Source organism: Flavitalea antarctica, from assembly GCF_054461535.1.
Genome location: NZ_JBTLQG010000011.1, coordinates 80115 through 96772, shown reverse-complemented (window position 1 = coordinate 96772; position 16658 = coordinate 80115). Strand labels below are relative to the sequence as shown.

The 16658-nt window shown below is 41.7% G+C and carries 11 protein-coding genes; 1 reads left to right on the top strand and 10 read right to left on the bottom strand.

Annotated features, from left to right (window positions below):
- Positions 1-56 precede the first annotated feature (56 nt).
- The 4 genes from ACX0G7_RS12675 to ACX0G7_RS12660 all read right to left on the bottom strand — a co-directional run bounded on the left by ACX0G7_RS12675 (position 57) and on the right by ACX0G7_RS12660 (position 4474).
- Positions 57-1058, bottom strand: a complete 1002-nt coding sequence (locus tag ACX0G7_RS12675; protein WP_458923851.1) for a hypothetical protein — start codon at positions 1056-1058, stop codon at positions 57-59.
- 31 nt (positions 1059-1089) lie between these two features.
- Positions 1090-2040, bottom strand: coding sequence for a hypothetical protein (locus ACX0G7_RS12670; RefSeq protein ID WP_458923850.1), 951 nt, complete (start codon positions 2038-2040; stop codon positions 1090-1092).
- A 223-nt stretch (positions 2041-2263) separates the two neighbouring features.
- Complete coding sequence (locus tag ACX0G7_RS12665; protein WP_458923849.1) at positions 2264-3055, bottom strand: phytanoyl-CoA dioxygenase family protein; 792 nt, start codon at positions 3053-3055, stop codon at positions 2264-2266.
- A 57-nt stretch (positions 3056-3112) separates the two neighbouring features.
- The gene (locus tag ACX0G7_RS12660; RefSeq protein WP_458923848.1) at positions 3113-4474 is read right to left on the bottom strand and encodes a Gfo/Idh/MocA family protein; all 1362 of its coding nucleotides are present in this window, start codon (positions 4472-4474) and stop codon (positions 3113-3115) included.
- Positions 4475-4641: 167 nt separating this feature from the next.
- Here ACX0G7_RS12660 and ACX0G7_RS12655 point away from each other — a divergent pair, with 167 nt between their 5' ends.
- Complete coding sequence (locus tag ACX0G7_RS12655) at positions 4642-5499, top strand: AraC family transcriptional regulator (protein WP_458923847.1); 858 nt, start codon at positions 4642-4644, stop codon at positions 5497-5499.
- Between the two features lie 27 nt (positions 5500-5526).
- Here the strand turns inward: ACX0G7_RS12655 and ACX0G7_RS12650 are convergent, their stop codons facing one another.
- From ACX0G7_RS12650 to ACX0G7_RS12625, 6 genes are all read right to left on the bottom strand, one after another.
- Positions 5527-6480 carry a hypothetical protein gene (locus ACX0G7_RS12650; protein ID WP_458923846.1) on the bottom strand — a complete coding sequence of 318 codons (954 nt, stop codon included), beginning with the start codon at positions 6478-6480 and terminating at the stop codon, positions 5527-5529.
- A gap of 48 nt (positions 6481-6528) precedes the next feature.
- Positions 6529-7992 carry a RagB/SusD family nutrient uptake outer membrane protein gene (locus ACX0G7_RS12645; RefSeq protein WP_458923845.1) on the bottom strand — a complete coding sequence of 488 codons (1464 nt, stop codon included), beginning with the start codon at positions 7990-7992 and terminating at the stop codon, positions 6529-6531.
- A 10-nt stretch (positions 7993-8002) separates the two neighbouring features.
- Entirely contained in the window at positions 8003-11350 is a 3348-nt protein-coding gene (locus ACX0G7_RS12640; protein ID WP_458923844.1) for a TonB-dependent receptor, read from the bottom strand.
- Between the two features lie 145 nt (positions 11351-11495).
- On the bottom strand, positions 11496-12713 hold the full coding sequence (locus ACX0G7_RS12635; RefSeq protein ID WP_458923843.1) for a FecR family protein: 1218 nt from the start codon (positions 12711-12713) through the stop codon (positions 11496-11498).
- Between the two features lie 83 nt (positions 12714-12796).
- Positions 12797-13384, bottom strand: coding sequence for an RNA polymerase sigma factor (locus ACX0G7_RS12630; protein ID WP_458923842.1), 588 nt, complete (start codon positions 13382-13384; stop codon positions 12797-12799).
- Between the two features lie 105 nt (positions 13385-13489).
- A complete protein-coding gene (locus ACX0G7_RS12625; protein WP_458923841.1) occupies positions 13490-16237 on the bottom strand; it encodes a glycoside hydrolase family 95 protein in 2748 nt (915 codons plus the stop codon).
- Positions 16238-16658: the final 421 nt, after the last annotated feature.

The following is a 16658-nucleotide window of genomic DNA, read 5'->3' as shown; positions in this document are numbered from 1 at the left end:
CGTTTATAAGCCGATGAGAAACTATTACAACAGGCTTACACATTTGAGAAGATTAACTATGGGCGTTTATTTTTCCATAATTGGAAATCATCCCAGTAGATCTGAAGTGTTTTCCCCTGGTCCTTTACATATTTAACCAATTCTTTAGATGTATAAAGTTTCATCGGATTGTATCCAGTCAATCCACCAGGCGCAGGATCCTGGGTCATATGAGTGAAATTATGTACATCGTATACTACCCTTTTCTGTCCTTTATCAGGCGTGATGGCAAGATAAAACCTGCCTGTATCGGCGTTCCCCTCTTTAAAATAGTATTCCATGGTAAACCATTTACCGATGGGAACGGTGATATCAGATGAAGATGCCTCAGCTCTCCAGACTAATTTCTGCCCCGGGTTTTCTGCTTCCAGTATAAAATTTAACTGATCAGTAATGCCTGCCGGTTTCCCGATACCTAGGGTAATACGAAACCCATACGGCTCTCCTTTTACCCACCATTCGTTATTCCAGAATTCAGATATCGTACACCATCCGATTTTTTGTGGATAGGATTTCAGTACATTGAAATCCTCAGGAATAAACACCTTTACAGATTGATAAAATTCTTTCAGACCTTCTTTAATACCGTACAAATTGGTTTGAATACGAGCTTTCTGTTGACCCTCCGATGCAAGCCAGGAATCATTTAGCCAATACTGTAATACATGATTGTTCGGATTGCCAGGTTCGGAAATAATCCTGGCAAACCGCTGTGAAGAATCCCCTCCGGTGTATTGCACCTGCATGGTGCCCCTGGTCGTAAAGTTTTTCAGGCTATTATCCGAATCATTCTGCTGAGTGTATCGGGTGTCTTTTCCGGCTAAACGCTCCAACAATGCACCATAATCATTAGTGCCAGGTTCGGTCACAACCCTGGAGTTTCCCTCGAAACCAGACTGAAAAATGAGTTGCTCTTTTAAGGATGTTTTCTCATTCTGTGCCCGGCACAAAGGAGATAAGAAAAAGGTAAAGCATAACAGCGCGGCAGGTAAAAATCGTTTTATCCTTTTAGCAGGCATATCGTTTTGTTATTATTGATCGTCCTTGGAACTAGCGTGGCTTTGCCTGACTATACAAGCTTTGAAAATTAAATGACTGTCGTTCGTTCATCCAGGAAGAATATGAAATCTCACCAGGCCGATGGAAAGGGTGTTGAATAAATTGAGGATCAAAGTGACTCATAGTAAACATCCCGTTGGAAGCAGCATATGAATTCAACCAGATCATCAACCACCATTTCTCATATTCTGTTAAACACTCCTCATACCTGGCATCTTTTATACCAGGAAACAGGTATCCCTGGTCATCAGCTATCCGGGTCATGATATGGCTACATCTTTCAGCACAGATCCTGAGAATATCCCAGTCAGTTGTAAGCAATCTGCCACATGCCATTACCCATTCACTAAAGTCACTACAGATTTTCAACTGGGGAAAATCCAATAACAAATCACGGGTCTCCCACGGATTACAAGTAATGGTCCCCCGTTGTAGCTTATGACAAATCCCTACCCTCAGCGCATTCTGCCACCGTATTGCCTCCGTTGTGAATTCATACTTTTCATCCATCCCCCAATGATCAACCCCGCTCAGACTATTAATCAAAACAGGATCGTAATCGATGGCTTTTAACAGCTGATTATGAAAGGAGTGTAAATGACCATCAACTGAGGCCCCGGATGTAGATATCTGGATTATAAGACTGAGATCAAGTTTCCGCAACGTCTCTACCAAATCGTCTTTGCCGGCTAAAGCTGACAAAGGGGCTTCTATTCCATGATACCCGTGGATCTTCAAATCATCTAAAACCAGATTGGAAACATTATCCAGCGACTTGAGATGATAAATCATTTTTAACGACTGGTTAGCTGCTGTAACCAGCCGGTTGTTATATTCAGGAACGTAACCTTCAGCAACTAAGGCATCTAAACACTCAGTTGACAGTTCTATCCTGTCTGGAGTAACCAATGTTTTTGACAGCAAGCGTGATTGGTTGAGCATTTTCAGCAGTTATTAATTCATACAAATGTTAATGCCAGACAATGCATATGCGTTACTAAATATTCTGACCTTACAAAACAATCAATAACTCTCAGTTACAATGATCATGTTTTCCTGGTGAAAAGAAAAGAACTATTCTATCCAGATTATGTACTATTCTATCATTCGGAATTTGCAGTTAATTGTTAGCATAAGAGAACATTACCAGCGATAGCAGCCAGTTTCATTTCAACAAAAAATCAGCTTCGTCTGAAATTGTATTTCTTTTTTCATCAAGCAGATTACCGTAGTATTTCTCAATGGGAGTGTAGCTGGATGTATGAATGTCTTTATAAGGTTTGTTCGAGACCAGGTTATATGCAGTAATAATTGACCAACGAGGCCGGTCAGATAAATTCGCTGCCGATGCATGAAGTATATTACAATGAAAGAAAGCTGTGTCACCAGGTAACATTTCCAGGTAATCCAGTGGCATAATCTTCAAAGCTTCATTTACTTTTTCCAGATCGGCACCAACCTGCTCCCCCGAAAATCCATGATCTACTCTACCCATTTTATGAGACCCCCGAATCATCTGCAAACAGCCGTTTTCCCTGGTAGCTGCCGTAAGTGCAGTGACGACACTCAACATTTGTGGAAACAAAAATCCATTATTTTTATACCAGTATCCATAGTCCTGGTGCCACTCCCATGCTCCCCCGGCCTTTGGTTCTTTCTGCATAAGCTTGGAATGATAGTGAGCCACAGAACCTTCAAGAATTTGCTCAACGGCATCAATGATCCGTTCTGATCGGGCAAACTTGCTGTACAAACTGTCATCAAGCGCATACCACAACGCCAATTTTGTTTTTAGACCGGCTGCATCAACCCTATCAAAAGTTTTCTTCGCCAGTAATTCATCCCCGATAGCGATCTTATATAAAAGATCTACTTCCTGGGCCGAGAAAAGGTTTTTTACGACTACATAACCATCACGGCGATAGTCCTCAAGATGTTTCTTTGTAAATGGATTCATTCTTAATGCTGATTTTATTATTGATCAATCAAAAAGCAATACATAAATAGAAGTAGATTATACGATCCATTCCTTCCTTACCAGGGGTGCAGCGAGTAATGCGTTCGCAGCATTACTATTAAGAAATCTTTCATCTACAGGATCCCAGGTTAATTTCTCTCCCGTTTGACAAGCTATGAGTCCTATTTGTGAAATTGTTATAGTACGATGCCCGGTTTCAATTGGTTCCAAAGTAGGACGGTTCTCCTTGATGGCAGCAATGAAATCAGTTTTATCCCAGAGTGTACCTGACAGGTCCAGTTCAGATTTGCCTGTAACGGAATCCAGTAAGGCCGGGTTGCTTGCGGATAGTATACCGGAATATCCCTCAACCATTATCCATCCTTCAGCACCTTCGTATTTGATATACGGCTTGCTCGTGGGTGTTTGCTCACATGTGAGCATCACACCATTGGCATACCGGTAAGTAACCTGGAAATTGATCATAGTGTTCCATAAGCTTTTGGGAAATTCACCCCGTCCTTCAACTTCAACCGGGCCGGTTTGTTCAGAATCATTTGCCCACTGTGCAACATCAAAATAATGTGCGCCCCAATTGGCGATCATTCCCTGGGCATATGTATTAACACGCATCCAACCCGGGCGTTTCAGGATATCGAATGGCGTATGAACACGTTGATCGGTATAAGGTACAGCCGCAGTTGGGCCCAACCACATATCGTAATTCAGTTCCTTTGGTACTGGCATATCCGGTTGGCAGGGAACAGGCATCGGATCAGCAGGAAATACAATGTTTATTCGTTGAAGAACGCCTATACGCCCATTTCTAACCAACTCAACTGCCCGGTTCTGCGGTCGCATTGACCTGAATTCACTATCAGTCCTATTTACGACCCTAAATTTCCTTAAAGCATCTACGAGGTTTCGTCCATCATTAACGCTCATGCTCAACGGCTTCTCACAACTAATATGCTTGCCCGCTTTTGCGGCCATGATAGCCATAGTCACATGCCAGTGATCAGGAGTTGATATCATAACCGCATCAATATCTTTATCGATGAGTATGTCCCTGAAATCTGATACGGTTTTGCATCCATTGTATTTACCGGACGTATTGTTTTTTGCGTACCGGGCCTCTATAGTTTCTTTTGTTTTCTTCATCCGCCAGCTATCAGTATCACAAATTGCCAACACATGTGCATCCGGAATATCCAGTATGCCAGGTATCCGGGTTCCGGGTATTTTGACATCGGCGCCTTGTAAATTTTGGCCATAACCCTGTCTTCCCAGGCCGATTAATCCTATGTTGATTCGATTGGATGGTGCATTCTTTCCAAAAACGGATGAAGGCACAATAGCAGGAGCCAATGTTGAAAAAGTAATCAAGGAAGAATTTTTCAAAAAATTTCTCCTGTTCATTGTTCCGGTAATTTTAAGTTATTAAATGGCCTTACAATGTCAAAAATGTTTTCACTGGTGTTCACGTAACAATGATACTCATAAGCAGCTTCTGATTATTTGCCAAAACTTGCTGAACCTTTAGAAATTTTTGCATCTTTAGGTAGAATTTTGAAAACAGAAGATGTATGCGTAAACCGCGGTTGCTAACTGTAAATGCACAACAAACTTCCTCATTTGACATACGTTATGAAAAAGTAGCGTATTTCGACAATCCCTGGCATTATCATCCTGAATATGAGCTGACATTGGTAACCAATAGCAGGGGGATACGGTTTGTAGGCGATTGCGTAGAACCATTCAGGGAAGGTGACCTCGTATTACTCGGATCCCATCTGCCCCATTACTGGCGCAACTACGAAGAATATTATCATGAAGATAGTAACCTGACTGCAGAAGCGTGTATCCTGCGTTTTAAACCTTCTTTGCTGGAAATCAATTTAAATATGCCTGAAACCACAGCCATTCAGAAATTATTCAAAAAATCATCCAGGGGCATTTTGTTTGGCGAACTAATAGCGCAAAAAATTGAACACCAAATGGTAGCCCTCACCCAACAATCGGGTGCCGAAAGATTAATAAGCTTCCTTCAGATCATGCACTTTTTATCCGGGGTGCCGGAAACGAGGCTCCTGTCTTCAATAGAATTCGGAGCTGGCAGGCCGGAAGCAGACAAGGGAAGAATGGATAGCGTACTAAATTATATTCACCAGCATATTCAGGATGATATACCATTGCAGGAGATAGCTGCTTACGTTCATATGAACCCCGCTGCATTTTGCCGTTACATAAAGTCCAGAACCAATAAAACCTTCCTGGAATTGGTAAATGAAATCAGGATATCAAATGCCTGCCGTTTGTTATTGGACGATCATGCTACCATTTCCAATATTGCCCATGCTTCAGGATTCAAAAATGTAACCCATTTTAATTACACCTTTAAAAAAGTGATGGGAAGAAATCCTTCCGACTTTAAAAAAGCTTAAATGGATTTTTTTGTTATTCCCAAACGATTACCCATTAAAACCTGTTTCCCGGATTAATAACCGGTTAAAATTTGTTCTTTGTTTTTTGTTTATCCATGATGAATATAAGATTCCTTCAGACATTACTATTCTGTGATCAGTCAGTTTTGGATCAAAATGCGACATACCAAATGCGGATATGCCGGCCTTCAATTGCATCTGCCAGATCAAATTCCACCAGCATTCATAAACGTTTAAATACTGGTTATATAAACTGTCATTTACTTCAGGTGAAAGAAATCCGTCTTCATTCCAGATCCTGGTATGAATGTGTATACATCTGCCTGAACATAGATTCATAATTTCACTCTGCGCCACCAGTAAGCGACCAGAGGCTGCAACCCACTGACCAAAATCAATACTTAGGTACATTTGGGGGAAGGTCAGCAGAAGTTCACGGGTATCCCACGGATTACAGGTAATACGGCCACGATTCAGATAATGACCAACTTTGATTCCCGCCATTTCTTCTATTTCAAGAGCGGCGGCCATAAATTCCATTTTTTCATCCATACCCCAGCTATCAACTCCACTAAGACAAGTAAAGTACAAAGGCTCTAAATGAATGTTCGATAAAAGTTGTTCCCGAAATGAAGCAATATGGTCGTCAACTGTATCACCGGATGTTGCCATACGTACAATCAGCGCGAGGTCATATTTATTTAATAACCCGGGGAGATTTTCTTTTTCTTTTAAGCAGCCAGGCATAAGCTCAACACCATTATATCCAGCAGCTTTCAGCCGTTTAAAAACATCATCGGTGATGATTTCAGACGAATTAAGTTGATAGGTCAATTTCAGGGCAAATCTATCTTCTGAAAACACTGAAGGTTCACTCTCCAGCGACGCCGCCTCACTGGCGAAAATATCAATGCAATCTGGTGATAACTGCAAGCGATCTGCAGACACCAGTGTTTGTGACAAATTATGATGATGTAGCATATCAGGATTAATTTACTGAGAATCTTAATCTGGAATGTTGCAAGGGATTTACAAATCCGGGTTTATTAAAAACTCTGTACTCGGAAATGGAAATATATAATCAGATTCAGTGATGGTATTAGGGTCTAATGGTGTTTCGATCGGGTCCCGGTTTGAATTTGCTGCTTTAAGCATTTCTAGCCTGACGAGGTCAAAAAACCGGTTATTTTCAGCTGCAAATTCCCAGGCACGCTCCTGGACAACGGCTTTTGCAAAATCATTGGCGGATAAGCCGGATAAAGGTGCAAGCCCTGCGCGTGTTCTTATAAGATTAATACAGTCGTAAGCTAACTGATCCGGGCCGCCTGAACGTGCTTTTGCTTCAGCATAAATTGTCAATACATGTGCATACCTCATCATCGATATTTGCAAAGAGGATTGCCAGGTTACCGGGGGATTATTGGCGTTGATGAAACGCTTTTTGAAATAAGGATGCTGACTTGATAATTGTTGCCAGGTAAGTATTGTTCCGTCAGATTTCTTATAGGTATATGCGAATGTTGCATCTTTCCTGGCACCCGCCGGAAAATTATTGAAAAAATATAGTTCTGAATATGCGACATTCCATCCGCCAATATCATTAGGGAGATAGTATTGGCCAAGTAATGAATTGGAAGTAGTTCCATTAGCCTTATTTGTTGTTATCGCAAAAACATCTTCAACATGTTCAGGTTTATCAGGATCATTTGCAAAAAGGGCTGCTATCGATGGAACCAGGTCAAAGCCATATAGCGCCTTATTGTCGATTACTTCTTTTGCTTTTGCAGCTGCCAAAGCATATTTACTCTGATCTTTTATCGGCCATCCCGCCTGGGTAAGATAAACATCAGCCAGTAGTGCTTTCGCAGACCCTTTATTCGAACGACCGTAATCGCGCTTAGTGTTCCCCAGTAATGTTTCGGCTTTTGCCAGGTCTTCCTCAATCAATTTGTAGACCTCCTCAGGCCCGGATCTTTTAATTGATAACAACATCATTGTAAAATTGGGCTCGGTTATTATTGGAATATTTTTATAATAACGAACCAACCAATAATAACTTAACGCTCTTATGAAGAAGGCCTCCCCTGCTATAATCTTTATTTTATTTGCATCACCCTTTGTTCGCTCATAGTTAGCTATCACATTGTTTGCACCCTGTATTGCTTTGTAACAGCCCTGGTAAATGGGCCTGGTACCAACATCGTTGGTACTAACATTCATGGTTTCAAATTCCGTTTGTAATTGAAGGGTGCGTGGGCAAGTGATGTCATCTGCACCCATGGCAGCATCAGCTGCTGCGCCAGCTATAAAACCCATTCCAAAAGTTACAGCCAGCCCCTTGTAAGACCCGGTGAGTGCGCTTTCGAGCCCTGCCTCATGATCCAGGGCGGCATCTCCGATAACTTTACCTCTCAGATCCTCTTCTAAAAATTTCGAGCAACCGGCTATTAAACAAAGCACCAGGCCAGTCATCAATAGAAATATATTTTTCATTGGTAATTTTTTAAAATGTTACAGATAGACCGAGTGTATATGTTTTGGCATTGGGATAAGAACCGTAGTCAATACCCTGCTGCAGATCAGTAGCAATGCCCACCGAATTTGTTTCGGGATCGATACCTTTATAATTGGTAAATGTTACCAGGTTAGTGGCACGAACGAATAATTTAAAATCACTGATGCCGGGAATTAAGGTTTGAGGAAATTTGTACGTAAAGCTTAGATTTTTGAGCCGGATAAAATCACCTTTCTCCAGGAATAATGTGGATTGGGGTTGAATTTTATTCGTTTTACTAAATGCTGGAAATTCGGAAGTTTCGTTTTCGCCCGGGATATACCGGCCCTTAATTTCCTCTAAAATGGCTTGCCTGGTATCTCTATCAGCCATCAATGCAGCCCCCCTGGAATAATTTAATTTATCGGCTCCAAATACACCCTGGAAGAAAAAATTCACGCTGAAGTTTTTGTAAGTCACTGTGTTGTTAAACCCCAATGCCATTTCAGGTAGACCATTTCCAATGATCTGGTAATCTTCTGCACCAATCAGTTTGTTGCCATTTAAATCCTGGTAACGTGCATCACCTGGGATGTTTCCAAATTTAGCAGCCTCGGCAGCTTCTGATGGTTTCCAGGTACCCAGGTATCTTAATCCCCATAAAGAACCGAGTGGCTGACCTGGCTCATATACAAATTCAGGAGCGGTGGCAATCCCTGAAACATTAGGAGATGAAAATATGCGTGGGGCAACACCACCCAGTGACACTACAGTATTTTTTACATCAGAAATAACAAAATCCGATTTCCATCTAAAGTTATTAGTCTTGATTATCGTAGCACCAATGGATAATTCCCATCCTTCATTTTTGATCTCTCCAAGGTTTGAGGCCAATTCGCCGCCTCCGGTATAGATAGGCAACGGACGATTTAACAACAGATCAGTTGTGTTCTTGACAAAGTAATCAAACTCCACATTAAGTCGGTCGCCCAATAAACCAATCTCTATACCAATATCTTTCTGGGTTGTGGTTTCCCATTTAAGATCTTTGTTACCCGGGTTACCCAGCTGAATAGCCGACGTGAGCGTACTGCTGTTGAAGGCGTATAAAGATGAAGTATTATACCCGGACTCCGTTGCATAGGGATTGATCGCCTGGCTTCCTGTTTGCCCCCAACTAGCCCTTAACTTGAGAGCGCTGAAAACGTTCAGATCCTTTATGAAACTTTCATTGGCAACGTTCCATCCCAGCGCCACGGCAGGAAATGTGCTGTATCGGTTATCTCCCCGGAATTTCGATGATCCATCTCTTCTCACCGATATCGATAACAAATATCTATCCATCAAAGAATAATTGACGCGCCCCAGTAATGATAGTAATGACCATTTTGTAAAACCAGACCCGGCTGTGAATGCATTCGCCTGGCCAAGATTATCATATTTTAATTCAGGGAACTTTAAACCAGTTGCACTTGCATTAAAAAAATCATCTTTGAACACCTGTGTTTCAAAAACCGCCACTGCATTTATCCGGTGTATTGTATTGAAAGTGCGCTCATAGCTTAAAGAGTTCGTGGTTTGAGTAGTTATACGGCGGCTATTGGATTTTGATGCCGTTGGTATACCGTTAGTGATTGAACTACCGTTAAACGTTTTGCCTACCAGCGATAAATAGTCAATTACAAACTGGACATTCAAAGAGAGGCCTTTAATAAATTCATATTTTAAACCCCCAACGGTATTTACATTTGATTTTTCAAGGATATTTTCCTGATCGTACACCAAAGCAAGAGGATTGTATTTGTTCGAACTGGTGGGATCATTCAAAGTGTAGCTACCGTTAACATCATACACAGGTGTAGTTGGTGCCCAGGATAATGACTGGACTATGGGGTTATTCGTTGATCCTGTTCGTATCTGTGTGTTGAGATTAGATGACCGGGCCCCGAATATATTTAGTCTGAATGAAAGCTTATCGGTAACCTGTGTCGTCATATTGGATCGGATCGAAAACCTGTTAAATCCTGAGTTTTGCACAACTCCTTTTTGATCAACATAACTTCCGGAGATGAGAAATGAGGATTTGTCCGAAGCACCTGAAACACTTAACTGATGATCGGTTCCCGGTGCTGTCCGATAGATCTCGTCCTGCCAGAGAGAGCCACCGTTTTGCTGGAAAGTCTTTATTTGTTCATTGTTAAAAGCAGGATTTAAACCTATGGCGGCATTGCGTTGGTTCACCACCGTAGCAAAATCCGCCGCGCTTAAAACATCATATTTCCTGATTACCTCAGACTGGTAGAACTGGCCCTGGTAATTTACTTTAACCTTTCCCTTTTTGCCGGCTTTAGTTGTGATTATTATTACCCCATTGGAACCACGGCTTCCATAAATTGCAGTCGAAGAAGCATCTTTCAGTACTTCGAGTGTGGCGATATCATTCGGGTTTATTAAATTATAATCTGCACCAATATATCCATCTACCACATATAAAGGCTCATTGCTGCCCAGGGCAGAATTTGCTCCCCGGATTCTGACCGATACATCTGCACCCGGGGCCCCTACTGTATTTGAAACAACTACACCGGCAGCCCGGCCCTGTAAAACCTGGTCTACTCTTGTAATCGTTTGATCAGCATATTTATCCGGCGATACTGACGAGACAGCGCCAGTGATGTCAGACTTTTTAGCCGTTCCATAACCTATCACTATTACCTCTTCTGCACTATTATCTTTCTTTTTCAAACTTATACTCAAAGGCTTTGCTTCGAGAGCCCTGATCTCAAAATTTTGAAATCCTACATAAGAAAATACGAGTACCCCTCCTCCCTCAGGTACCTGGATTGTAAATTGGCCTTCCTTATCAGTTACAACACCTTTACCAGTTGATTTCAATACAACGGAAACATCCTGTAAAGCCTTTCCTTCTTCATCCACCACCTTTCCACTAACAGTAATAGGTGGAGGAAGCGGAGGATTTTCCGGACTATGCAACGTTGCTTTTTTGCCCTTGATAATGATTGTCTTCTCAACGATCGTATAAGTCAGGGAAGTGTTTTGCAGGCACTTTTCCAGGGCCTCTTCAATGTTAACATTCTGCACCACTACATCTACCCTACCTGTCCTGTCCAGCAATTCAGTGGAGTAGAGAAAGTTATAGCCTGTTTGTTTCTGGACCGCTTTGAAGAATTTTTTCAATGTGGTGTTTTTCATATTAACGGACACGTTCTGGGCGTGTCCATCTCCCGCAAAAACCTGGAAGCCAATAAAAAATACGAATATGGCAGTGAGGTTCATAATCAGCATCGTTTTGGCGAAACACCGGGCATAACGGCATTTCAGGAACTTAAAATCCATAACTTTGTTTCGATTTTGATTAAACAATAAAACAGTCCGTGATAGATTGCGTAATTGGATTAATTCAAAATTTTTACCGGGGGTGTCGTAAGCACTCCCGGCTTTTTTTGAATCTCTCCGAATGATTTATGATGTAAGTATGTTGTCAGGGCATGACAACTACTTTTCTTCCTTCAACTTTGAAACTGACCTCTCCGGTTAATTCAAGCATTTCCAACACTTTCAAAATATTTACATTTCGTGACAGTGTACCATCAAAATGCTGTGAAACAACTCCTTTGTATTCCACGTCAATATCATACCACCTGGCAAGCTGACGCATCACATCTTTAATCTCAGCGTTCTCAAACTGAAAATTCCCATTCTTCCATGCAATTACTTCTTCCAAATTTACATTGCTAATGAGCTTGTCATTTTCCGCAATGCCGTTTTGCCATTGCTGGCCAGGCTTCATTTGAATTCTTCCTTTTGCTGAGTTTATATTTACGATACCGTTAATTAGTGTTGTACGAACCATAGGTTCATCCTTATATGCATTGATGTTGAATTCAGTTCCTAATACTTCTACTTCCTCAGTGCCATGTGAAGGGGAATTTATTGTTACTTTAAATGGATGCAGGGGGTCTTTCGCAACTTCAAAATAAACTTCCCCCGTAATTTCTACCTTGCGATCATCACCCACAAATACAGTTGGGTATCGCAGAGTGGAGCCTGAATTTAACCAAACCAGGGTACCATCTGCCAGGGTCACCTGAAATTGTCCACCAAGAGGTGTTGCCAACAAATTATACAAAAGCTCTTTTGGTTGTTCATTATTGGAATTATACGATAACTGCCCACTGCTTAGCTTCGTTACATTTGCAGCCCCTTGCTGGCCTATGGTACCAATAGGTGAATTGTCCAGTATGATAGAAGTACCGTCTGCTAATGTAAGTGTGGCCTTGTTTCCGCCTGGCATCACCCCCATGGCAGTATCCGCTTTGGCTATTGTAACCTCCCGCGAGCCAGAGCGTTCAGGCCGGTTTAGATAATAATACAATCCTGCTGAAAGTGCAAGGAAGAAGGCAGCTGCGACCCATCGATACTTAAACCATGGAGATATTTTTCTTACAGGGGTGACATCTGAATTTTTTTCATTAATCTGTTGAAGAAGAAACTGGACCTTTTCATTCCAGATGTTATCATTAACAGCAAGAGGAGTGTCTGCAGCCTGAAGCCATAAGTCAGTGAGTTCAGACTGAAGCATTTCACCCTGATCTTCCACATCCAATAACCGCAACATTTCAGAATATTCGGGTTTCTGTATAGAGTTGGACAGATACAGCTGAAAAAGCTCATTTAAGCGGTGATGGTCCTTTGGCATATGGCAATGTTTGACAGTAACGCTGTATACAAGACGTTAAAACAAAGAGAGTGTACCAATGCCCTGGGAAGTATTTTTGTATTTTACAGGAAAAGACAAATTACGCTATAAAGTTTTTCAGTGATGACCTTTCTGATGAATTCCAGGGAAGCTGCGAGATGGTTTCGCACCGTGTTTTTTGAAAGGTTTAATCGCTCCGCAATTTCCTGGTTTGTAAGACCACCATGATGATGTAAGTAAAACACCTTTTGTCGTTGGGGGGACAGTTGTTCCACCGCCTCAGCCAATATGTTTTCAGTGGCTTTTAGCAACAACACCGTATCGGCATATTCTCCGGACAAAGGTTCTTGCATGTTTTCCCAAACCTGCTGTTGCAATACTGAATCTTTCTTGAGTTTTCTCAAAAAATCTATAGCCCGATTATAGGCTACCCGGAACAAAAACGCTTCAAAATTCTCAATTTCTGTCAGGGCTTCACGACCATGCCATATTTTAAGAAAAACATCCAGAACTATTTCTTCTGATTCTTCCGCGGATTTTGTTATTTTGAACGAATAGGTAAAAAGCTGGTTACGATAGCGTTGAAAGAGCATATTAAACGCCGCCTGGTCGTTGTGGCTGATTTTCAGGAGCAAGAGAGCATCTCCATGATATGGCGTTTTCTCATTCAAGTCAGGCAGTTAATGTTGGCAATATTAATGACAAAAATATTGCAATGTAGGGTTTTCAGGCATTTTCTTTACAGCATAGTAAAGGAGTGGCACCACTTATCAGCCTCACCGATCAGGTGATTGCATCGTTACAACATTGACGCTTACACCATTACTTTCATTGCCGTTTTTATCGACTGCAGTCACCCTTATGATCAGATGCCCGGTCTTTTTTGAGGCTGGTATAGTATAGCGAAAAAAAGTTGGAACATTGTTTGACCTGACTCTTTTATAACCTGGTGCGTCGCCAAAATGAACATATACGTTATAAGCTATTGCATCAATACTTTTTTCCCAGGAAACATCTACTTTACCGTCTTTAGTATCTTTAGCTAATAGGTTCCCCGGCGTGGCTACTTTAAGGTCCGCAGGGATTGAGGTTATGATATACGTTTCGCCTTTCACGGATGCAATCGAAATAAAATCCCTGGTATCAGACATTGTTTTTACTATTTTACCACTGGCACTCTTAACAACAGCAAGGCCGATATTAGGATAATGCAATTTACATAGTCCTCCATTTTTTGATTGAATAGTAAAAGTTTGTACATTATTTTTTGTCCATTTTGCAGATACTTCAAAGTTACCCCGCGCCAGTAGCCCACTGTAAGACCCGGTAGACCATTCTTTCGGCAGCGCTGGCAATAAATCAATGAATCCCTCATGACTTTGTATCAGCATTTCGGCTACACCTGCCGTGCCCCCAAAATTTCCATCTATTTGAAAGGGAGGATGACTATCCCATAAATTATCCAAGGTGGACTTTTGCAATAACGTTTTGTAAAGCTGGTAAGCTCTTTGGCCATCCTTGACCCTCGCCCACAAATTGAGACGAAATGCAACACCCCAGCCTGTTGCCTTGTCGCCACGCCTGTTCAGCGTTTCTTTCGCTGCATCCAGCCATGCCGGTGTAGAAGAATTTATGATGGTTCCCGGATAGAGACCCACCAACTGGGAGATATGCCGGTGCCTGGGATCAACGATCTCTCCATAATACTTTTCTTCCCGGTATTCCTTTATCTGGCCAGACCATCCGACCTGGATAGGATCTAATTTTGGCAACTGAAGCTTTATGACTGATAAAATAGGATTATGATCTTTCAAAATAGCAGCAGCTTTTAAAACATCACTATGATTTTCATAAATCATTTGCTGGTCAAAAGCACTACCAGTCGTTTTATAATGTTCTTTACCCGCACGTCTTTGTTCCGGGGAGTATGAAGGAGATGTGAGCAGTAAACCTACCGTATCAGTTACTACCCTGGATAAAAAATTTGACATGCCCAGTATGGCAGGGTAAGCAATTTCTCTCAAAATTTTCTTGTCACCGGTAAATTCATAATAATCCCAAAACATTTTACTGGTCATGGCACCTGTGCCAGGCCCGGAGTGTACGCCTGGAGTGCTGATATTATAAGCGCTTGCACCTGTTCCGATGGTCCATCCATTATCGCCATCTTTTGAAAGACGAGCCGGATTATTTTTTTTTATGTATTGCGTGGCACCCTGGGTAGCAGCCTGGCGATAAGCAAGGTTATAATCAACAAAACTTTGAAACAACTCCGTTAAATTGGTATTGAAAACCGGCCAGTAATTCATCTGGATGTTGATGTTATGCCAGTATCCGCCAGTCCACGGCGCAATATCATATTGATTCCAGATGCCTTGAAGATTAGGCGGTAAGGTCCCTGGCCGCGAAGAGCATATCAGGAGGTAGCGGCCGTATTGAAAATATAATTCTTCAAGGTAATGATCTATCTTTCCCTGCCTGTAATTTTTTAGCAACAAGTCTGTAGTTAACATGGAAACCTCAGAACCAAGATCAAAATTCACTCTTCCAAACAAATTCTGATAATCTTTCCGATGACGATCCAGCAACTCTTCATAGCTTTTTACAGATGCTTTTTCGATGATCCCGCTTACTTTATCATTTGGTGAGCTGGTATCTATTAATTTCTTAAAGCTGGAATGTTCTAAAAAAATATGGCTATCCAGTGTATAGTTTGTGCCCACTGCCACTATTATCATCGCATCATCTGCATTTGTTACCGTTATCGTCCCATGATTGGAACCGACATCATTTGTTGCGCTGACTTTTCCCCCTGTTGCTATCACCTTAAACTTTCCGACGAACTTTATATTCAGATATTCGAGCTTGCCGGATAGAGTGATCAGTCCGTCATTCGCGATTACCAAGCCCTTTCGCCCGTTATTATTGGTTGCTGCTCCAAAATCTTTTTGATACGGGATCTCCGGGCGCACCCTGAACGTCAAACTTCCTTTCTGGCTGGCTGTTAATTTAATCACCATTACTTTGTCAGGATAGCTGGCAAAATATTCTCTTGAATACGTTATTCCATCCTGCCGATATGTTACACCAGACAAGCCATCATTCAGTTGCAGGCTGCGGGAATACTGTACAGGGCTGGCATGATTGAAATCGATGTACAATTCTGCAAAGTTGGTCAAACCAACCCCTCCGTACAGGCTTCTTGCAGCCAGTGAATTTTCTGTAATCTGAATTCTCTCCGTAGTTGTCCGACCAAATAACGAAGCACCCAAATAACCATTACCGATAGGCAGAGACCAGTTTTCCCATGCAGGATCGAGCGGGGTTGCCTCTACCAGAGCTTTTCTATTCAGTGAATCCAAATGAACGACCGGGAGCTCTGGGGCTGGTTTATCATACCATAATCGATACAACTTTTGAGTCTGCTGGGCAGATAGCGAAGTAATTGAAACGACCACAATAACAGATAAAAAGAGGAACTTAAATTTAGGAGAGGAAATCCGGATAACAGATTGAAATGCCATTTAATCTCTATTTGAAAAAAGGGGTTTGAAAAAAAGAAAAGTTAACAGCACCAGGGTTGGTAAACCACTAATTGGTTAACCAAATATACGTTTTTTTACTCTCTTAATTTCGCTGTTACCTGATTTCTGCTTCAGTTCCAAAGTTGCTATGGCCACCTCGGGATAGAACTGATCCTCTTAACAGGAAACAAAAAGGCGAAAAAACTGGCTCAGCGCCGGACAGGGAAAGCCCGGGTAATTAACGGATTGTGTGCTTTAGGAAAAATAAACAGCAGTTTAAAATCATCGTTTGCATCCAGGCTCCCATATTTAGCAGCTGCGGAGCCGGTAAAATAAAAAAGCTCCTGGAAAGGAGCCTTTAACAAATGAATTACGCAATCTAACATCCGCTACGCATGTAAAGTTGCATAGTGAAATTCGC